At 54.5% G+C, this 19452-nt stretch carries 18 protein-coding genes; 1 reads left to right on the top strand and 17 read right to left on the bottom strand.

From position 1 onward, the window contains the following. Positions 1–139: 139 nt before the first annotated feature. The 12 genes from ABVS15_RS08235 to dgoD all read right to left on the bottom strand — a co-directional run bounded on the left by ABVS15_RS08235 (position 140) and on the right by dgoD (position 13173). A complete protein-coding gene (locus tag ABVS15_RS08235) occupies positions 140–1159 on the bottom strand; it encodes a PfkB family carbohydrate kinase (protein ID WP_369283250.1) in 1020 nt (339 codons plus the stop codon). Positions 1160–1197: 38 nt separating this feature from the next. After that, positions 1198–1854 carry a bifunctional 4-hydroxy-2-oxoglutarate aldolase/2-dehydro-3-deoxy-phosphogluconate aldolase gene (locus tag ABVS15_RS08230; protein ID WP_369283249.1) on the bottom strand — a complete coding sequence of 219 codons (657 nt, stop codon included), beginning with the start codon at positions 1852–1854 and terminating at the stop codon, positions 1198–1200. 249 nt (positions 1855–2103) lie between these two features. Further along, the gene (ilvD, locus tag ABVS15_RS08225) at positions 2104–3798 is read right to left on the bottom strand and encodes a dihydroxy-acid dehydratase (protein WP_369283248.1); all 1695 of its coding nucleotides are present in this window, start codon (positions 3796–3798) and stop codon (positions 2104–2106) included. A gap of 84 nt (positions 3799–3882) precedes the next feature. Further along, positions 3883–4353, bottom strand: coding sequence for a PH domain-containing protein (locus tag ABVS15_RS08220; protein WP_369283247.1), 471 nt, complete (start codon positions 4351–4353; stop codon positions 3883–3885). 99 nt (positions 4354–4452) lie between these two features. Next, positions 4453–5565, bottom strand: a complete 1113-nt coding sequence (locus ABVS15_RS08215) for a DctP family TRAP transporter solute-binding subunit (RefSeq protein ID WP_369283246.1) — start codon at positions 5563–5565, stop codon at positions 4453–4455. A gap of 70 nt (positions 5566–5635) precedes the next feature. Continuing rightward, positions 5636–6925 carry a TRAP transporter large permease gene (locus tag ABVS15_RS08210; RefSeq protein ID WP_369283245.1) on the bottom strand — a complete coding sequence of 430 codons (1290 nt, stop codon included), beginning with the start codon at positions 6923–6925 and terminating at the stop codon, positions 5636–5638. Between the two features lie 2 nt (positions 6926–6927). Continuing rightward, positions 6928–7446, bottom strand: coding sequence for a TRAP transporter small permease (locus tag ABVS15_RS08205; protein WP_369283244.1), 519 nt, complete (start codon positions 7444–7446; stop codon positions 6928–6930). A gap of 77 nt (positions 7447–7523) precedes the next feature. Beyond that, the gene (locus tag ABVS15_RS08200; protein ID WP_369283243.1) at positions 7524–8864 is read right to left on the bottom strand and encodes a DUF4340 domain-containing protein; all 1341 of its coding nucleotides are present in this window, start codon (positions 8862–8864) and stop codon (positions 7524–7526) included. Next, a complete protein-coding gene (locus tag ABVS15_RS08195) occupies positions 8861–10324 on the bottom strand; it encodes a Gldg family protein (RefSeq protein WP_369283242.1) in 1464 nt (487 codons plus the stop codon). Before ABVS15_RS08195 ends, ABVS15_RS08200 begins: the two co-directional genes overlap by 4 nt. 5 nt (positions 10325–10329) lie before the next feature. Further along, positions 10330–11031 (bottom strand): ABC transporter permease, encoded by a 702-nt coding sequence (locus tag ABVS15_RS08190; RefSeq protein ID WP_369283241.1) that lies wholly within the window; start codon positions 11029–11031, stop codon positions 10330–10332. Then, complete coding sequence (locus tag ABVS15_RS08185; RefSeq protein WP_369283240.1) at positions 11028–11975, bottom strand: ABC transporter ATP-binding protein; 948 nt, start codon at positions 11973–11975, stop codon at positions 11028–11030. Before ABVS15_RS08185 ends, ABVS15_RS08190 begins: the two co-directional genes overlap by 4 nt. Before the next feature lie 49 nt (positions 11976–12024). After that, positions 12025–13173: a galactonate dehydratase gene (dgoD, locus tag ABVS15_RS08180; protein ID WP_369283239.1), complete on the bottom strand. Its 1149-nt coding sequence runs from the start codon at positions 13171–13173 to the stop codon at positions 12025–12027. 782 nt (positions 13174–13955) lie between these two features. On the opposite strand from dgoD, the gene ABVS15_RS08175 reads away from it, so the two are divergent. Continuing rightward, positions 13956–14684, top strand: coding sequence for a FadR/GntR family transcriptional regulator (locus ABVS15_RS08175; RefSeq protein ID WP_369283238.1), 729 nt, complete (start codon positions 13956–13958; stop codon positions 14682–14684). 275 nt (positions 14685–14959) lie between these two features. Here the strand turns inward: ABVS15_RS08175 and ABVS15_RS08170 are convergent, their stop codons facing one another. From ABVS15_RS08170 to ABVS15_RS08150, 5 genes are all read right to left on the bottom strand, one after another. Then, positions 14960–16060 (bottom strand): DUF3810 domain-containing protein, encoded by a 1101-nt coding sequence (locus ABVS15_RS08170; RefSeq protein ID WP_369283237.1) that lies wholly within the window; start codon positions 16058–16060, stop codon positions 14960–14962. A 5-nt stretch (positions 16061–16065) separates the two neighbouring features. Further along, on the bottom strand, positions 16066–16800 hold the full coding sequence (locus ABVS15_RS08165) for an ABC transporter ATP-binding protein (RefSeq protein ID WP_369283236.1): 735 nt from the start codon (positions 16798–16800) through the stop codon (positions 16066–16068). 65 nt (positions 16801–16865) lie between these two features. Continuing rightward, positions 16866–17663: an ATP-binding cassette domain-containing protein gene (locus ABVS15_RS08160; protein WP_369283235.1), complete on the bottom strand. Its 798-nt coding sequence runs from the start codon at positions 17661–17663 to the stop codon at positions 16866–16868. Beyond that, the gene (locus ABVS15_RS08155) at positions 17656–18489 is read right to left on the bottom strand and encodes an ABC transporter permease (RefSeq protein WP_369283234.1); all 834 of its coding nucleotides are present in this window, start codon (positions 18487–18489) and stop codon (positions 17656–17658) included. Before ABVS15_RS08155 ends, ABVS15_RS08160 begins: the two co-directional genes overlap by 8 nt. Then, on the bottom strand, positions 18486–19430 hold the full coding sequence (locus ABVS15_RS08150; protein WP_369283233.1) for an ABC transporter permease: 945 nt from the start codon (positions 19428–19430) through the stop codon (positions 18486–18488). The genes ABVS15_RS08155 and ABVS15_RS08150 overlap by 4 nt, the downstream gene beginning before the upstream one ends. Positions 19431–19452 lie beyond the last annotated feature (22 nt).

The raw sequence follows: 19452 nt of genomic DNA, 5'->3' as shown, positions 1-19452 counted from the left end.
CTTAAAGGAGAAAGGCACTTCTCGTCAATAATGACGTATTGTCGCACAGCCACGCTGTGACTGCGACAGTCATCTGCTGATTTCTCTCTATATCTATGTCAACAGAATTGCGTCAAAATTCTTACTGCAAGAAGCTGCTTTATCTCTGGACGCGACCGGAAACGTTCCCGCTGGCCAGATTTTCCACTTCGGAAATGGAAACAAGGTTGAAATCATGCTCGATGGTGTGCTTCAGGCAGGAAGCTGCAATGGCAAAGTCAATGGCCTTCTGGCTTTCATAGCCGTTCATCAGCGCATAGATCAGTCCGCCGCCAAAGCTGTCGCCGCCGCCCACGCGATCCACGATATCAATGCGATAGGTATGGGAAAAGACGGCTTTACCGTCGCTGTACAGCATGCCGGCCCAGTCGTTCACGGAAGCGGAGATGCTCCCCCGCAAAGTGATGGCGACCTTCTTGAAGCCAAACCGTTCGCTCAGTTGCTTGGCCACACTGATGTAGCCCTCGTGGCTGATCTTGCCGGTATTCAAATCGGTGTCCGCGGCGGCGATACCGAATATATCCTTGGCGTCCTCTTCGTTGGCAATGCAGACATCCACATAGGGCATCAGCCTGCCCATCGTCTCGCCGGCCTGCTCCCCGCTCCACAGTTTTTTACGGAAGTTCAGATCGCAGCTGACGGTGATGCCCAGCTTTTTCGCGGCCTTGCATGCTTCCATGCAGATTTCAGGCAGGTTGCCGCCCAGGGCCGGTGTAATCCCGGTAAAGTGGAACCAATCAACGCCCCGGAAAATACTGTTCCAATCAAAATCACAGGGCTGTGCCTGAGAAATAGCAGAGCTGGCGCGGTCATAGATGACCTTGGAGGGGCGCTGAGAAGCGCCCTTCTCCACGAAATAGATGCCCAGACGGTCGCCACCGCGCGTAATCATGCTGGTATCAACACCATAGCGGCGCAGTTCATTGATGGCGCACTGGCCGATCTCGTGGGCAGGGACCTTGGTTACGAATGCGGCATCAACGCCATAGTTGGCCAGAGACACAGCCACGTTGGCCTCACCGCCGGCATAGGTGGCCTCAAATTTTTCGGACTGGACAAAGCGCTGATACCCTTCCGGGTTCAGGCGCATCATAATCTCACCGAAGGTAACAATTTTCATAGCGATGCACTCCTTTTTCAAACAAGAAATTGGTGTCCTCAGGCGTTGTGTGCAATTTCCACCAGCTGCCGTGCCACCTCAGTAATCTTCTGATACTCACCCGCTTCAATCCAGGCCTTGTTGGCCAGATTCCCGCCGACACCGGCGCCGGATACGCCGACCTTTAGGAAATCAGCAAAATTCTTTTCACTGATACCGCCCACGGCCAGCAGCTTGATGTGGCTCAAAGGGGCGCGGATAGCCTTGATGTAATCCACGCCCAAATTTGAAGCGGGGAACAGTTTTACATACGCTGCGCCGCACTCGTGTGCATACTCGACCTCGGTGGGAGTCATGGCGCCGGGCATTGCCACCATTCCCAGCTCCACCGTGCGGCGGATGACATCGGCATTGGTGTTGGGGGCAATGGTATAGCTGCCGCCCGCCTGCGCGGTCAGCTCGACCTGCTTTACGGTTAAAACCGTGCCGGAGCCAACCAGCATTTTGCCTGCGTACTTTTTGGCGATGGCAGCAATGCAATTGGCGGTTTCCTCGTCGGAAGAGGGGTCCTTCGGATTGAAGGGGACTTCCATCAGACGGATGCCGCCCTCGTAGAGCGCATCTGCCACCTTCATGCACTGCTCTGCTTTGATGCCGCGGACAATGGCAATGACTTTTTCTTGATCGACCTGTTCTTTGATTTCTGCAATCGTCATAATAATCCTCCTGTATTGTTCGTCATAAAATATCCGTTGTTATAAAAAACGGAAGTAATATCTGTATGGGCCTTCTTCCGGAAAACTGAGAGTTAAGGCAAAAGGATGCGTGGAAGCGCTGCGGGAGCAGAAATTTGCGGCAAGAGAAAAGGCCGCTTTACAGCGGCCTTTCCCTCAGCAAAGGACTTAACGAGACACAGAATGTGCCTCCGCCGCAGCGCTTCTTAATGTAGGTGATTTAGAAAGAGATTACAGGTTCTCCAGCTTCTTCATATCCATGACAGCACCCTCTGCTCCGGAGCCTGCCAGCTTGCAGTACAGGCTCAGCCAGCCACGGGTGAACTTGGGCGCGGGGGCCTTCCACGCAGCCTTTCGAGCGGCCAGCTCCTCGTCGTTAACCAGAACGTTCAGAGAACGCTCCTCGACATCAATGGCAATGCGGTCGCCGTCACGGACCAGAGCAATGGTGCCGCCCTCAGAAGCCTCGGGAGAGATATGACCGACAAAGCAGCCGTTGTTGGTGCCGGAGAATCGACCGTCGGTGATTAGAGCAGTGGTTTTTGAAAGCCCTCGGCCATAGAGATACTTCATAGCCTTGTACATTTCGCGCATGCCGGGGCCGCCCTTGGGGCCCTCGTAACGAATCACCACGACATGTCCATCGCGAACCTTGCCGGCCAGAATCGCCTCCTCGGCGTCTTCCTCAGAATCGAAGCAAATGGCCTCGCCCTGGAAGTGATGCAGGCTCTTGTCAAAGGCGCCGGGCTTGGTAATGCCGGTGTTGGCAGCCAGGTTGCCTCGCAGAACTGCGACGCCGCCGGTGAAACCAAAGGGATTGTCAAGGGTGCGGATGGTGCGACCGGTATCGGGATAGAGATACTTGTGGGATGCGATATTTTCGCCAATTGTATGTGCGGTAACAGTCATCTGGTCGTAATCGAGATGCTCGCGGGTGAGATTTTGCATCATGCGCATCACGCCGCCGTCCTTGAAGAAATCAATGACATTGTAGTTGCAGGAGGGATTCATTTTCGCGATCTGCGGAGTGGTGCGGGAGAGGGCGTCGAACTCGGCCAGAACGTCGATATCCAGCTCGGCCTCATGAGCGACAGCGATCAGGTGCATAACGGCATTGGTAGAGCCGCTCATGGCCATGCAGGCCTTAATGGCGTTGCGGATGCTGCCGTTGGTAATGATCTTGCGGGAGGTAATCTCTTTTTCAACCAGCTCCATGATCCTGATGCCGGTTTCCTCTGCCAGAGCAAGGCGGCGGGCAGAGGTGGCGGGCGCTAAGCTGGCGTCAGGGAGGGTCATACCCAAAGCCTCAGACAGAGAGCACATGGTGTTGGCAGTGCCCAGATAGGAGCAGGAACCGCATCCGGGGCAGGCGGTGTCTTCCAGAGAGACGTATTCTTCCTCGGTGATCTTGCCGGCAGAAAGCATGCCGTAGGCCTCGGTGCTGGAGGTCTGATCGGATTCGCGGCCGTCAAACACCTTGCCGCCCTCCATGGGACCGCCGGGCAGCACGATGCAGGGGATATCCAGACGGGCGGCTGCCATCAGCATGCCGGGAACAATTTTATCGCAGGAGCCCAGCAGGACCAGTGCATCAAACTGATTGATCTGCGCCATGGACTCAATAGAGTTGGCAATGAGTTCGCGATGGGGAAGAATGTAATGCATACCGACATGGCCGTTTGCCATGCCGTCGCAGCCGCCGATTACGCCGAACTCCACAGGGGTGCCGCCGGCACGGTAAATGCCGTCACGGACGCGCTGAGCGACCTGGCGCAGGTTGAAATGGCCGGGGACGGACTCGCTCCACGAGTTTGCAATACCAATGACAGGACGGGCCAGATCGTCTGAGGTGAAGCCCATCGATTTGTAGGTGGCCCGGTAATATTGATTGCCAAGACCGGTTAAATATTTTTTGCTGCGTTCCATAAGAGTTCTCCTTATAAATGTGTCAATTTCAAAAGCGGGACGAAGCCCGGAATTTTCAAACTTAATTTAATCAAGATAAAAAAATCAATTTTCCATTGGGGGAAGCTGCTGCGCATACTGCTGAATGACGGGCAAAAGCTCGGTAAACCGTTTGCTGAGTGCGTCGACGCTTTCCTGCGACAGTCCGACACAGATTGCGTCGTTGGCCAGATGTATTTTGGCAATGCCGATAGAGGCGTTATTGTCAAAAGACAAATTCAAAACGGCGTTTAGGGGTACGCTTTCCATACGAGTGCGCGAGAATGAACGCATCTGGGCCATCATAATGCGTTTATTGGTAACTGCATAGGCGAAATTGCGCTGGTGAGCGGACATGCTGTGGAATCGATGCAGGCCAATGAAAGTCAGGAAGGCAAATTCATCTTCATCCATGGCCTGCTCCACCAGGCGAAAGCTGTTGGTGCCCCATGCCCGGTTCAGGCCCTTGCCGAAGCCATGGGTGCAACTGTATGCATACAGATCCTCCGCTTTTTTCAAATGAACCCCCTGTTCCATAGGAAATGCCTCCTTACCTTATCATTTTTTCATGACTGGCCCGGCATTTGCCGGGCCAGTCTGATTACGAAAGAACGGCTTCATACAAAGCCATGGGAATCAACCCTTAGCAGGGTTCAAAAGATCCATGATTTCGGAACCGGTATCCTGAGCAACCATATCCCGAATGTGGGCGGTCTTGGCAACAAACTCGGCCTTAGCCTCATCGGTCAGGTAAGTGACCTCGATGCCGTAATCGTCAATGCAGGACTGCAGGTTATCGGCAGCGGCCTGACGGTTGATGGACTTCTCCTCTTCGCCGAAGGCCTTTGCAGCCTCGGTCAGGATAGCCTGGGTGTCAGCATCGTAGGTGTCCCAGATCTTCTTGGACATGTCGAACAGGAAGGGGCTATAAATGTGGTTGGACATGGTAATGTACTTCTGGACTTCCTGGAACTGATAGCTGTAGAAGTTTGCAATGGGGTTCTCCTCGCCGTCAACAGTGCCCTGCTCCAAAGCGGTGTACAGCTCGGAAGAAGACATCGGAGTGGCAGCAGCGCCCAGGCTGTTCCACAGCTCCTGATGGAACTTGTTTTCCATGGTACGGATCTTCAGACCGGCAACGTCGGCAACAGAAGCAACAGCGTGCTTGCTGTTGGTCAGCTCACGGAAACCGTTTTCGTTCCATGCAAGATTGATGATGCCCTTGTCAGCCAGCTTGGCATTCAGGTAGTCACCAACTACGGAAGCCAGAATCTTGTCAGCCTCGGCTTCGTCATTGAACAGGAAGGGGATGTCGAAGATACCCAGCTCGGGAACATAGCCCACCAGGGGGGCGGTAGAGGTGTTGTTGATTTCCAACTGGCCTGCAACGACCATCTCCGTGGCGGTGGTATCGTCGCCCAGCTGCGCGCCGGAGTAAACCTCAACACCGATGTTGCCCTTGGAGTTGTTCTCAACCATGGGGGCGAACACAGACAACTGCGCCTTGACGCCGGGAGAGGTCTCGCCGGCACCGTTGGAAACCTTCACAACGATGGGGTTGCTTTTGCCCTGCGTCTCGGCGGAGGAGCCGTAGGGGCCAACCTCGGTGCTTTCACCAGTGGTGGGGGTGGTGCCGGAGGTGGAGGCGCCGGAGCTGCCGGCAGGGACCTTGGTTGCGGCCAGACCGCAACCGGCCAGAGATGCAGCCATGGACAGAGCCAGCAGCAGTGCAAGAACATTCTTTTTCATGGTATTTCCTCCTAAGTAAAATATTGATGAACGGGAGATTAGAAACCCCGCGCATTTCAAAAGGGAGAGATCAGCCTAGGTTATTGGGCACGAACAGGATCAGCTCGGGGAACATGGTAATGCCCAGCAGCACCAGATACATCACGCCGACGAAGGGCAGGCTGGCCTTAATCAGATCAGCCAGCTTGACCTTGGACAGGGACACGGCGCAGTACAGCACGTTGCCGACGGGGGGAGTGGCCAGACCAATGCACAGGTTGGCGACCATGACAACACCGAAGTAAACGGGGTCCAGGCCAAAGCCTTTGGCGATAGGCAGCAGAATTGGAGTCAGGATCATGATAGCGGGTCCGGAGTCCATGACGCAGCCGACCAGAATGAGCAGCAGGTTCACCAGCAGCATAAAGGTCACAGGACTGTTGGTCATGGAGAGAATGACTTTCGCCAGAAGTTGGGGAATCGCGCAGGTGGTGACCATGTAAGCGGCAACCTGAGCAGAACCGACAACAAACATCATGACGGCGGTGGACTTCATGGCGTTGATCATCAGGTTGGGCCATTCGTTAAACTTGAATTCACGATACACAAAGCCCGAGACGATCAGTGCGTACAGAACAGCCAGAGCGGCAGTTTCGGTAGCGGTAGCAATGCCGGTGGTAATGCACAGAATGATAAACGCGGGAAGGCAGATTGCAAAGAAAGCTTCTTTGGCTGCCTTGAAAATGCCGAACAGGCTGGTCTTGGGGCCAACAGGATAGTTGCGCTTACGGACATGGAAGAACCATGCGACCATGAGGCCGATGCCGATCAAGATGCCGGGGACGATGCCGCCTAGGAACAGAGCGGAAACGGAGACCTCGGCGCAGACACCGTAGAAGATCATCTGGGTGGACGGGGGAATGATGGGGCCAATGCAGCCGGCGGCGCAGATGATGCCGGCGGACTTGGGCTTATCATAGCCAGCGCCTTCCATGATCGGGAGCATCATGGAACCGACTGCGGTGGTATCAGCCACTGCGGAGCCGGACACGCCTGCGAAAATCATGGAAGCCAGAATGCCCACATAACCCAGACCACCTTTGAAGCGGCCCAGCACAGAGTAAGCGAAATCAACGATACGGCGGGAAATGCCGCCGCGGGTCATGATCTCACCGGCAATCATGAAGAAGGGAATGGCCAGCAGGGGGACGCTGTCAGTGCCGTTGACAAATTTTTGGGCCAGCGCGAAAAAGGACCATGAGGAGGGACGGCTCAGGGACTGGGTGAGCATCATGAAAAAGCCGGTGCCCACCAGAGAGAAAGCGATGGGAGCGCCAATGATAACCAGACCAAAAAGGGCGATCAAAAATACAGCTAACATTCTTATTCAGCCTCCGTATCTGCAGTTTCCAGCGCCTCGCCGCTGAGAGTGATGATTTTTGAAAGCTTTACCAGAGTCTGGATAAACATATAGCCAAAACCGATGGGGGCGCAGAGATAAACAGCACCCTTGGGAATGCGGAGCGCAGAAGTCAGCATGGGCCATGTCCCCTGCACCAGTTCAATGCCGCCCATAAACAGGATGGCAAGCATCGCCAGCACCAGCAGCAGGGCGATGATCTCCAGGATCTTACGAGGAATTCCGTGGAACATTTCAACAACGAAGTCCATTCGCATATGCTCGCCGTGGAGCGCGGTATCATTTGCCAGTATTGCGCCAAGGAAAGTGACCCAGATGAATAGGAAACGGCAGGCCTCCTCGGACCAGGAAAGACCGGAATTGAAGACATAACGCAGGATCACGTTCATGATTACCAAACCGGTCATCAAGGTACCGGCGCCAATCAAAACAACCTTGATAAATGCCATCAGCCCATTGTTGATTTTTTTTAAAACACTCATAATTTACTTGAAACCCTTTCTTTTTAGTTTATGACAGCCGCAAAAGCGGCGGATCACCGGGAAAAGTGCGGTTGCTTTTAGTCGGCGGCGTCGATTAGCTGCTGTACGGCTGACTGACTGCATAGAAATGCGGGCTGGCCATTTACCGCAACACCGCAGCGGTGTCCTTCCAGAGGGAAGAAAGCATAGGTCATTTTCAGAGACTCATCCATCTGCCCAGTTTGCATGACCATCTCAAGCAGCGGTTCGCCCTCCGTGGGACCGTTCCATTCACCCAGAAGGGAGATGCGATTCAGGGCGGCATAAACGCCGTTTTGAAATTCCTCAAGAGATTGCTTCGCATCATTCCGCGTTACATCCAGCGCGGGAGCGGTTCCGGAAATCCGATAAATATCATTTCCAATCTGCAAGGAGGAGAGATCTCCCATGGATACCTCCACCAGATTTTGTCCCACAACCTCCAGCGCGGTATCATAAAAGAAACAGAGGTTGGCGGTGGGCACCAGCAGCACAAGACCGCTGTCCTCACACAAAACGTAGGTCTCAGTGCCCACCTGCTTTCCCACCCGGATCACAGCGGAGGTGCCGTCCTGATAAGTCAGCGTGAAGCGGTTGCTACGATCTGACAGCGCATAGCTTGATAACTCGTCCGGTTGGGGAATGACATCCACGCCGGCCAATGCACCCAGCGGCATCAAAATCTCATTTCGTGCCTGATTCATTCCTAAAATCAGCGAATAAGGCGCCGTCATGGAGAGGATCACGGAGCTGCTGTCCTTGGAATCCGAGGATGCATGAACCTCATAGGCAAGAACTCCGTTCCGCTGTACAGAGAGACTGCGCAGGGCGCCGATGCGCTCTTCGTCCAGAGAGGGATACAAGCTCAGGTCAAAAAAGTGATCTACATTGTCCAGAAGCGCCTGCGCATATGTACGATCCATGACAAACACCCGCGCATCGCCGCTGAGACAGGCGTAATATCCTTCACCGTCCGGGGTGGCATTGCCCACACGGAAAAGAGCGCCGTCTTGCTCTGCATCCTGCAACAAAATTTCCGCCTGAGGCGCTGTCAGTCCATACTGGGGGTCAGAGGCATCTGCTCCGTCCAACAGGCGCTTCATCGGCAACTGGTACACGGTGTTGAAGAAGTCCAATATCGCTTCAGCATCGGCGTCCAGTTGAATGTCCCCTTGCGCATAGCAGGTTCCGTTGACAGAGGCGAGCACCACGCTGCCTGTGCTGTTTTCCAGATTGGCCAACACCACATTTTCCGGTGAAGCGTAGGAAGTAAAGTAGTACGTGGGGTCTTGGTCGGCTGCCGCCTCACCGCGACCTGCATAGGTCAGCAGAAGCGTGCCCGCAATACAGACCATCAGAGCCGAAATCAGCCCAAACAATGTTTTTTTGGTCGCTTTCATGAGTGCCTCCTTTTCAGGAACACCCAAAGACCTGTCAGCATCAAACTCAGGGGCAGCAGGACCACGAAGAATGCTCCAAACAGGATGATTGTGGTCCTTGAAAGGGATAAGCTGTCAGCTGTCAGGTTTTTTGTCGGGATATTCAGTGTTACCTTATTGTCCGTCATCTGGGAGAGGACTTGCAGCACAAGGTCCGCATTGCCGAGACTTTCGGTTTTGAGGTAGCTCTCCTGATAAAAGCCCGTGCAGGCTGCGGCGAATACATACTGCGTATCATTTTCGCCGTCACGATTGGTAAAGCTGCGCTCGCCGGTGGCAGCCACGGTAAAGGGACCCGATGCATCCTCCGCGCTTTGCGTCAGCGAACTCATGGATGAAAACTCCTTGGAATAGGAAGCGGAGGTGGAGCGCAGCACTGCGTTGGTAATGCTGGCGTTGGCGTTGCTCAGTTCCAATGCCCGGCACTCCGGCAGTACCAAATAGGTAGAATGCTCGGAGAAATAGACATTAATCATGCTGACCCCGAAATTTGGAATGATGTTCAGAGGGCTGTCCATTTGCTGCCGGGGCTCGAGCACGACTTGATCTGTGACAGCGATGCCCCAGTCAGCCAAATAGCCGTCCAGATTGGGCAGAGTGTTTATTTCCGGATCACGGAATACACACAGATTACCGCCCCGGTCCATGAACGCATCCAAAATTTCCAACTCTGCTTCAGAGAAATCACGCTTTGCGCCAGTAATGATGATTGCCTCAACAGTTTCGTCGAGTTCATCTACGCCCAACACCACCTGAGACACTTTGTAGTTGCTGTTTGCCACCAGGTTCCGCAGCGTCTCGCTGTCATCTTCGGAATGCCCTGCGGTAAAGGCGACGCCGGGGCAATCCTGCTGGCTGACAGCAACAATGGCGGAGGTCAGCATCGTTTCGGCTTTCAGACCGGTGATGGAGTAGCCTTGGCTCTCGTCCCCGGAGGAGGCGGTGCGAATTTCGTAAAGTTCGCTCCACGGAATAAAGCGGGATTGGATGCCGCAGGTCACCAGAATTCCGTCAGAACTAAGCTCGATGTCTTTTTGTCCATATTCCTCCACCATGGCGGGGGTGGCATCCAAATCCACGTAGCTCACATCGATCATGGGGGAAGCGGCGGCATAGCGGCTAAGCACTTCCTTCAGATTGGTGTCTGCGGCGGAGTGATCGTTACAATAGGTAAATGTCACGGTATCATTTAACCCGGAAAGAACGCTTTTGGTGGTATCGGTCAGACGAAATACCTGATCTTCCGTTAGATCCAATTTCCAGGAAAAGCGGTCTGTCGCCGCGCTGATCATGCTGTAAATACTCATGATTACGGCGATAGACAGAAGCAGGCAGGTAATCTGAAGCGTGTTTTCTTTCCGGGCCTTGCTCTGCACTTCTTCAGGAATCACGCCGCGGTTGGCTCTTCTTTCATGTTCCACAGCGCTCACCCCCTCCTTCCCCGCACGACTGCGGTGGTCAAAAGCAGGAAGATCGCCGTGATTGACAAATTCAGAGCAATGCCGGCAGGATTTAAAATCCCCAGAGCCAGTTCGTAATACATTTGCATCAGGGACAGCTTGTTGAAAAGCGCCAGCAGCAACGGGGTCTGGATAGCAGAACCAAGTCCGTAGGAATACCAGAGAACAAAAATCAGGACATAGGAAAAAATCGCGGATACAATCTGGTTTTCCGTCAATGCGGAGACGAAAATCCCGATGGCGATAAAGGTGCTCATCAGGAGGATGATGCCGATATAATTGCCGAGTGTGATCCAGACCTGCACGCTGCCGCACAGAGCCAGAATGATGGGAAACGCCAGCGTTGCCGCCAGACCCAGCAGCAGCATGCTTTCGGCGGCCAGAAATTTTGCCAGTACCACATGCCAGCAATCCACCGGCATGGTGTATAAGAGCAAGTCTGTTTTTTGCTTCTTTTCCTCTGAAAAGCTCCGCATCGTCAACATGGGCATCAGAAACATTTCCAACGTAATCGTGGCCTGAAAATAGTCTGTAATATCACCGCTGCGGGGCAAAAGATTTTGTAGCAAAAAATAGAAGGCGTTAATGAATAAGAAGATGGCGTGAAACACATATCCGATGACGGAATGAAAGTACTGACGCATCTCCTTGCGATATACAGCACTCATAATTCTGTCGTCTCCTGTTCGTTTTCGGTAATGCGGAGATATAGGCTCTCCAGTGAGATCTCTTCCGGCTTCATCATCAGCAGCTCGTACTCGGTGGTACGCAGTGAACGGTACAAAGCGCTGCGGATATCCGTGCTGACCCTATGGGATACCTGATAAATCCCCGACCCCTGCTCCTTTACCGTCAACACATCAGGGAGATTGCGAAGCAGTGAAACGACACCTTCGGCGTCACCTCGGATCTCCACTTCCAACACGCGGCAGTTGGATAGCTGCTCCTGCAATTGTTGGGGGTGTCCGTCTGCAATGAGCATTCCCTCATAAAAAACCAGAATACGGTCGCAAATGGAACTGATTTCCGAGAGAATATGAGAGGAGAGAATAATCGTGTGCTCCCGGCTCAGGTCGCTCAATAAATCCCGAAACTCTCGGATTTGGCGGGGATCAAGCCCCACGGTGGGCTCGTCCAAAATAAGAATTTCCGGATCGCCTACCAACAGCTGCGTGACAGCAACACGCTGCCGATAGCCCTTGGACAGGTTTCGGATCAGGCGATCCCGAGTGTCCGAAACCTGCGTGCGGGCACAGAGATTATCAATGTACGCACGCAGGAGAGACTTTTTTATCCGAAGCCCCCGTAGCTCACAGGCAAACTCCAACTGCTCTGCCACGGTCATGTCCATATACAGCGGCGGGACCTCCGGCAGATAGCCGATGTGCCGCTTGGCTTCCAGCGGGTTTTCTGCCATGTCTGCGCCGGCAATCCGAACCTGCCCCCATGAGGGGGTCAGATACCCGCAGAGCAAATTCATCGTGGTGGATTTCCCGGCTCCGTTAGGGCCGAGAAATCCCACAATTTCACCTTTTTCGATGGTAAAGTTCGCATCGAACAGTGCGTTGGCCGTACCATATCGTTTTGTCAGATGTGTGGCTTCGATCATCATGTGAATCCGCCTCTGTATGCTACGCAATGAGCAAATTATTGAAGAAAAGTTACCACTCAGCCACGGAGCCGTCCGCATGGCGCCAGACGGGATTCTTCCACTGATGGGGATGCTCGTTTTCTTCCAGAACCAATGCTTTGTTGACTTCAACACCCAGACCGGGTTTGGTGGGCATGTTCGTAAACCCGTTCTCAAACCGGAAGTCCTCACGATTGAGCGCATAATCCAGAACTTCCTTGCCGACGTTGTAATGAATGCCGATGGACTGCTCCTGAATGACAGCGTTGTAGCTTGTGGCATCGACCTGCAGGCATGCGCTCAGTGCAATGGGGCCCAAGGGGCAGTGGGGAGCCAGTGCAACGTCATAGGCCTCGGCCATGGAGGCGATCTTCTTGACCTCGGTAATGCCCCCGGCATGGCTCAGATCCGGCTGGATAATATCTACGCCGCCGGCTTGCAGGAGGCGCTTGAAATCATATTTGGTGAACAGGCGCTCGCCGGTTGCGATGGGGATGTTGCAGCAGGCGGCAATTTCCTTGAAGCACTCCATGTTTTCACAGAGGATAGGCTCCTCAAGGAACATGGGGTCAAACTCCTCAAGCTTTTTGGCAAGAACCTTTGCCATGGGCTTGTGCACGCGGCCGTGGAAATCGATCGCGATTCCAAAGTACTTGCCGCAAGCCTCCCGGATAGCGGCCACACGTGCCAAAACAGCATCGACCTTTTCATACGAGTCGATCATCTGCAATTCTTCGGTAGCGTTCATTTTGATGGCGCTGAAGCCGGCATCCATGCGCTCCTTGGCCATTGCGCCGGTATCAGCGGGACGGTCGCCGCCGATCCAAGAATACACGCGGATCTTGTCGCGGCATTTGCCGCCCATCAGTTCGTAAACAGGGGCGTTGAAAAACTTTCCCTTAATATCCCAGAGTGCCTGATCGATTCCGGACAGTGCACTCATCAGAACGCCGCCACCGCGATAGAAGCCGGCGCGATAGATGGTCGCATTCAGATCCTCGATGCGAGAGGGGTCCTGCCCCATCAAATAAGACTTGTACTCGTTCACGCAAGCCAAAACAGCGTCTGCGTGCCCTTCCAGAACAGCTTCACCCCAGCCGGTACAGCCTTCGTCAGTTTCGATTTCTACAAAGCCCCATCTGGGACGGACGTAGTAGGTGTTGACAGCAGTGATTTTCATAAAATGACCACACTTTCCTTATTTCTCTCCGCAATGGGGAAGTCTTTGCTTAACCGGGATATGTACAGCCTCACTGGAATGCGGCAAATTGTTTCTCGTATGTTTGCGCTCTAATTATAAATTTCAAAAAAAGCCGATACAAGTTGTCTAAAATCATTTCTACTTTTTACTTAAATTTTTTGTTTGCTTTGTGTGTTTTACCAAAAAATCGATTTTTTTGGCCGTTTTTGGCGTTGACCCGGCCTTGCTTGCGCTTTCTGGATCAAAAGACGTCCGATGACTTTCTGATATTAAAGCACTCTACGCGTTTTTTTTGGCTGAATGTCATTTGTCCTCGTTGCGTCCTTCTTTGGGAAATCTGCCATAACGGAGAGGAAAGATAAGCGCGGGACACCCAGAAAGGATGTCCCGCGCTTATTAGATCACTGGAAAAACCCCTAATCAGCCTTTCATCGGTGGAAGGCATGGCAAATCATGCCCTGCGAGGTTGTATGGATGAGTATCTCAACCGGAGCTTTTCAAAAATAAATCAAGTGATATAGCAATAGTGGTCTTGAGAGCCCGAGGGCGGCCATTGAGAAGACCAGCTCCCCGACTCTCCACATACCCGACGGAAACGTGGGGCTTGACACGCTCGGCTTTTTCAGCGATACTGTGTGCAAGCTGGACATTAAGTCGGATTGTGCAGCGCGTTGCCAGACTTCGGCTTTTCGAAATTTGCCGCACAATGTTGCGTCATTAAAAAGCTTGACGGTTTCAGTTTGGTTTTGAAGGAGGATAATATGGGAGAATTATCCAGCATTAAGACTCGGGCACTTACTGAGCGGATAGAAGAAAAACTTTTTCAGTATATTCTTGATGAAGGACTGCTGATCGGTGCGAAGCTTCCAAATGAATATCAGATGGCGAATCTGTTTGATGTTGGCCGCGGGACGATTCGCGAGGCGGTGAAACTATTGGTTTCACGCGGCGTTCTGCATGTTAAGCACGGGTCCGGTACATATGTTTCTTCCACAACGCCGCTTCGGGAGGATCCGCTGGGACTGAAAGCAGTTGAGGATAAAATCCAACTGGCATTGGACCTCACGGATGTGCGGATGATGCTGGAGCCAACGATTGCCGAGATGGCTGCGCTCAATCGTACAGATGAGGAAGCTGCGCTTTTAAAAGTGTACAGCGATGCTGTCCGCAAAAAAATTGAAGCAGGGCAGGATTATTTGAATGAAGACGTGATATTTCATTCCTACATTGCCAAATGTTCCCACAATATGGTGGTGGCGCCGCTGATGCCCATCATTGATGCGGCAGTCATTTTGATCGCAAATATCACGCGCAAAGAGCTGTTGGAGGCAACCATCGAAACCCACGATCAGGTGGTAAATTGTATCACCGACTGGGATTCCATGGGGGCGCGGGCTGCCATGTCCATGCACTTGGCTCTTAATCGGAATGTGATCAAGCAGGAATACAAAAAAGCGCACAAGCAGCAATTATCAAGTGAAAACCTTTGAGTTCTGTCTGGACGTTTTAAAGCCGTTTCAAAAGCGCATGCTTTTGAAACGGCTCTTTTTTTAGCTCCAATGCAGTGGGAATTTAAACCATGCACGTATCTGCGATAGGGCGGAATAAGCTGCGCAAATGAATGCCCACACCAATTTTGTGTGCGAGGTTTAATACAGAAAGTATTATTTTCTGGTTTTTATTACAGGTTCACGTAGGTGGTTCAAGGGGGCTGAAAACGGAACTCCGCCCTGTTCATTTTTCGATCTTCTTTCAGATGGCCGGATCAAACGGCGGGTTCTTTGTAATAGGCCGTCAGCAGGTCCACCACCATACCGTAGCTCTTCATGCCGTTCTCATCGCCGTAGCCCTTTAGAAGTCCGTCATAGACCTTGTTGGAGACTTTTTTCACGACAGTATCCCGGAATTGCGCCCAGTAGGCATTATTGTAAGCCAAATCCGCCCGCACGGTGTCGGGAAGCCCCTCGTAGACCTCCTGCCAGCGGTCTGGGTCCGCCTGATACAGGGCGTTCCCCAGATGTATATAGCCCAAAAGCCAGCCGGAATAGGCGTATTCCGGCAGACCGGAGACGGTGCAGGCCAGAACCGCGATGAAGTTACACTCCTGCTCTGAGGCAAAGCCCCGCTGATGGGCCAGCTCGTGGGCCACGGTGGAGGGAAGAAACACGGCGGGACTGTCCACATTTACGTTGCTTTCCCCAACGAGGGGACAGTAAAATCCTGTGAAGTCCAGCATGCTCATCACGCGGGAAAAATAAACCGCCTTGGGCGGTGCGTCGTCGAAGGCCAGAAAGGGAAACTCCTTTGAAACCGGGCCGTAAACGCCAACGCTCTCTTTCAGAATTTCCTCTGTGGACATAGAGAACAGGCTGTTTTCGTCACGGGGAACCTGCCCCGCCGTCTCTTCCAGCCGGTCTGCGAAATACTGGGTGACGGCGGCCAAATCCTCCAGGGACACATTCTCGGCGACAATGCCGGATTTGGCCTGAAAGCCGTCCGCCCGGTACTGCACGCCCCACAGCCAGCAAAACGCCAGCCAGACGGTCAGACCCGTGCACATGGCTCCAAGCACCGCGCCATATACCCGACGGCCCCGGCCCTCCCGCGTCCGAAAGACAGAGATGGTTCCGAGAATGAGATAGGCGGCAACAAACACCACCAGCAATCCGCACAGGACCTCCATCACGGAAAAATTCACGCGATAGCTGAAAAAGCCCAGCAGGCGGCGGAAGGGATTCGTCACCCGCTCCGTCAGGGCGGTCATCCACGCGCTGTTCCACCGGACGGCAAAAAAGACTGCCAGAAGCAGCAAATCCGCCCCAAGCCAAAGATGCAGTTTTTTATACCGCAGAAAAAATGGTTTCATATCCGTCACTCCGAGGCGAGCAGACGGCGGGTGTAGTCCTCTTTGGGATTGCCGAATAGCTCCTCCACCGTCCCCTGCTCCACTATTCGCCCATCCTTCATCACCAATACCCGGTGGCAGAGCTGATACACCACGTTTAAATCGTGAGAGATGAACAGATAGCTCAGCTCCAGCTCTTGGTTCAGCTTTTTTAAAAGACCCAGGATCTGGGCCTGAATGGTCACATCCAGCGCGGACACTGGCTCGTCCGCCACCAAAAATTTCGGCCGCTGAATCAGCGCCGCCGCGATGGACACCCGCTGGCGCTGCCCGCCGGAAAGTTCCGCGGGCTTCGCGTCCAGCACCTCCTCGGGCAGCTCCACCCGGGCAAGAATGTCCCGCACGCGCTGCGCCCGCTCCTCTGCGTTGTATTTACCGAAAATCCGCAGCGGCTCCTCCAAAATCCACGCCACGGAATAGGCGGGATTCAAAGAGCTGTACGGGTCCTGAAAAATCATCTGGGGCCGCTTGGTGTAGTGGACAATTTCGCCGGAGTCAGGCTTGATCATGCCCAGAATCGCCTTTGCCAAAGTGGACTTTCCCGTGCCGGATTCTCCCACCAGACCGAGAATCTCTCCCTCGCGCACGTCAAAGGTGACGTCGTGCAGCACCTCCCGGCGCTTTGCTTTTCCCAGAAGTCCGCCGCCGCTCTCATACCCGCAGGTAAGATGGCGGACGGACAGGGCAGGCTGATCGGTCATTGTGGAACCCTCCCTCCGTTAACACAGATATTTTTCATCACAAATTGAAATATAAAATCGAATTATTACATATTGGAATCGAAATCAGGCTTATTTCGGGAGGGAATGGCGGCCACCAGCTTTTTCGTATAGGGGTGCTGGGGATTGGAGTAGACCTCCTCGGTGGCCCCTGCCTCCACAATCACGCCGGTCTGCATCACCGCCACCCGGGAGGTAATCCTGCGGACCACGTTCAAATTGTGGGAGATGAACAGCATGGACATGCCGTATTCCCGGTTCAGCCGCTTTAAAAGCTCCAGAATCTGGGACTGAATGGTCACGTCCAGCGCGGTGGTCGGCTCATCCAGCAATAAAAGCTTGGGATGAATCACGGCTGCTGCGGCAATCATTGCCCGCTGAAGCATACCGCCGGAAAGCTGGTGGGGATATTTGTCATAAAGCGTCTCCGGCTCCGGCAGCTCTACCCGCGCCATGGCGGAAAGGGCCCGGGCGCGGCGCTCCGCCGGGTTCATATCCGTGTGTAGGTACAAACACTCCTCAATCTGCCGCCCGATTTTCATCAGCGGGTCCATGCTGGACTGCGGTTCCTGAAACACCACGCCGATGTCCCGGCCCTGAATTTTTCGTAGGGCCGCGCGGTCCGCGTGGAGCAGGTCCTGCCCGTCCAGCAGTACATCGCCGGAATAGCTGCACTGCTTGCGGGGCAACAGTCCCGCCACCGACATGGCGGTGACGGATTTGCCGGAGCCGGACTCTCCCACAAGGCCCAGAATTTCCCCGTCAGCAATGGAGAGGGACACGCCGGCCACCGCCTCCTTGCAGCGGGAGTGGAACTTTACATGAAGGTCCCGGATTTCAAGCATTCCGATCCCCCCTTCCGTCCTGAAGTCCCTCGCCGATGAGGCCCACACCGAAAATCAGCGCCACAATCATTCCGCCGGAGCAAAGCGCGTACCACGGGGCGGTGACGAACATCCCCTGCGCTTCGGAGAGCAGCGCACCGAGAGACGCCTCCGGCGGCTGGCCGCAAAGGCCCAGAAAGCTCATGGACGCCTCCGCCAGCACCGCGTTGTTAAACCCGATGGTCAGGGCGGGAAGCAGGATATGAAGTGTGTTTGGCAGCATATGGACAAAAAGAATGCGCGCGCTGCCCGCGCCCATCAACCGGGCGCTCTGGACAAAATTCGCGTCCCGCAGGGCGGCAAACGCCGTTCGGGATACCCGGGCAAAGCTGGGGATAAACACAATCCCCAGAACCAGCAGCACCTGATATTTTCCGGAGCCGAAGACGGCCACGCACACCAGCGCCAGTAAAATGCTGGGAAAGGCGGTAATCGTGTCGTTCAGGCGCATCAGCGCCTCGTCCACCGCACCGCCGAAATATCCGGTCAGCGCCCCGATCAGGGTGCCGAAGAGTCCGCCGATTGCCACTGTTCCCCCGGCAACCAAAGCCGTAAATCCCGCGCCCTTGAGGACGCGGCTGAATATGTCCCGCCCGAAGTTGTCCGTTCCGAACAAATGAGTAAAAGAAGGGGGCAGCAGGGTTTCACTGCCCCGCATGGCGGTGGGGTCGTAGGGCGTCCACACCGCGCCCAGCAGAATCAGGGCCAGCAGAACCCCTGTGATGATGCAGCCTGCAATAAAGCAGGCGTTTCGGTGGGCGCGAACGGCCTTTTGCAGCGTTTTCATGTCCGCGCACCTCCAAGCCTTGGGTCGATGAAGCGGTTGATCAGGTCCGCGGCGGTGTTTGCCAGCACCACCCACAGGGCCAGAATTACCACGATGGCCTGCACCGTGGGATAGTCCCGCCCCGAGATGGACGTAAGCAGCAGCCGCCCCAGCCCCGGCAGGTTAAACACCTGCTCCACCACAATGCTCCCCGCCACAATTTCCGCCATGGTCTGGGCCAGAAAGGTCACCACCGGTACCAGTGAGTTTTTCAGAACATGACGATATAACACCCCCGACCGGTCGTTTCCCCGGGCAATGGCGGTGCGCACATAGTCTTTATCCATCTCCGCCAGCACGGTGCTGCGGAGCATCCGCACGGTCTGGGCCACCCGGGGAATGGCGAGGGCGACGGCGGGAAACAGCAGATACCACAGGGACCCGCCCACATCCGCCCCGAAACCGGGAAAGGCCCCATGGCGAAACCAGTGCAGAAGGATGCTGAACAGCCATGTCAGCAAAATGCCGGTGAAAAACGGGGGCAGGGCCATCAAAAATTGATTTGCCACCGTGTTCACCGCGCCCTCAAGCCGCCCGCCCCGCCGCACGGAGCGAAGGCCTAAAGGCAAAGCCAGCGCCAGCGTCAGCGCAAAGGCCATCAGGCTAAGCGTCAGTGTCACCGGGAGCCGGGCGGAAAGCAGATCGGCAACGGGTCCCCCAGAATAGGACTGTCCGGGATCACCCGTGACAAAGCCCCCCAGCCAGCTTCCATACTGCACCAGAAAGGGGCGGTCCAGCCCCATTTCGTGCCGCAGCTCCGCCACCCGCTGGGGCGTGGCCTCCGTTCCCAGCCGGTCGGTGGCGGGGTCCCCCGCCACCACCTGAAATGCCGCGAAAGCCAGAAAGGAGACAGCCAGCATGGTCGCAAGCAGCGCCGCCAGTTTTTTTGCCGCGTATTTCAAGGCCGCCGCCTCCTTTCCGTCT

The organism is Oscillibacter sp. GMB15532 (genome assembly GCF_041020825.1).
Taxonomy (GTDB): Bacteria; Bacillota; Clostridia; order Oscillospirales; family Oscillospiraceae; genus Oscillibacter.
The sequence above is the reverse complement of the archived record's forward strand: the minus strand, read 5'-3'. Positions and strand labels throughout refer to the sequence as shown.

What these genes read in the sequence shown, in the direction of transcription:
- ABVS15_RS08235 (WP_369283250.1), bottom strand. Translation starts at nt 1,159, where the DNA reads ATGAAAATTGTTACCTTCGGTGAGATTATGATGCGCCTGAACCCGGAA.
- ABVS15_RS08230 (WP_369283249.1), bottom strand. Translation starts at nt 1,854, where the DNA reads ATGACGATTGCAGAAATCAAAGAACAGGTCGATCAAGAAAAAGTCATT.
- ilvD (WP_369283248.1), bottom strand. Translation starts at nt 3,798, where the DNA reads ATGGAACGCAGCAAAAAATATTTAACCGGTCTTGGCAATCAATATTAC.
- ABVS15_RS08220 (WP_369283247.1), bottom strand. Translation starts at nt 4,353, where the DNA reads ATGGAACAGGGGGTTCATTTGAAAAAAGCGGAGGATCTGTATGCATAC.
- ABVS15_RS08215 (WP_369283246.1), bottom strand. Translation starts at nt 5,565, where the DNA reads ATGAAAAAGAATGTTCTTGCACTGCTGCTGGCTCTGTCCATGGCTGCA.
- ABVS15_RS08210 (WP_369283245.1), bottom strand. Translation starts at nt 6,925, where the DNA reads ATGTTAGCTGTATTTTTGATCGCCCTTTTTGGTCTGGTTATCATTGGC.
- ABVS15_RS08205 (WP_369283244.1), bottom strand. Translation starts at nt 7,446, where the DNA reads ATGAGTGTTTTAAAAAAAATCAACAATGGGCTGATGGCATTTATCAAG.
- ABVS15_RS08200 (WP_369283243.1), bottom strand. Translation starts at nt 8,864, where the DNA reads ATGAAAGCGACCAAAAAAACATTGTTTGGGCTGATTTCGGCTCTGATG.
- ABVS15_RS08190 (WP_369283241.1), bottom strand. Translation starts at nt 11,031, where the DNA reads ATGAGTGCTGTATATCGCAAGGAGATGCGTCAGTACTTTCATTCCGTC.
- ABVS15_RS08185 (WP_369283240.1), bottom strand. Translation starts at nt 11,975, where the DNA reads ATGATGATCGAAGCCACACATCTGACAAAACGATATGGTACGGCCAAC.
- dgoD (WP_369283239.1), bottom strand. Translation starts at nt 13,173, where the DNA reads ATGAAAATCACTGCTGTCAACACCTACTACGTCCGTCCCAGATGGGGC.
- ABVS15_RS08175 (WP_369283238.1), top strand. Translation starts at nt 13,956, where the DNA reads ATGGGAGAATTATCCAGCATTAAGACTCGGGCACTTACTGAGCGGATA.
- ABVS15_RS08170 (WP_369283237.1), bottom strand. Translation starts at nt 16,060, where the DNA reads ATGAAACCATTTTTTCTGCGGTATAAAAAACTGCATCTTTGGCTTGGG.
- ABVS15_RS08165 (WP_369283236.1), bottom strand. Translation starts at nt 16,800, where the DNA reads ATGACCGATCAGCCTGCCCTGTCCGTCCGCCATCTTACCTGCGGGTAT.
- ABVS15_RS08160 (WP_369283235.1), bottom strand. Translation starts at nt 17,663, where the DNA reads ATGCTTGAAATCCGGGACCTTCATGTAAAGTTCCACTCCCGCTGCAAG.
- ABVS15_RS08155 (WP_369283234.1), bottom strand. Translation starts at nt 18,489, where the DNA reads ATGAAAACGCTGCAAAAGGCCGTTCGCGCCCACCGAAACGCCTGCTTT.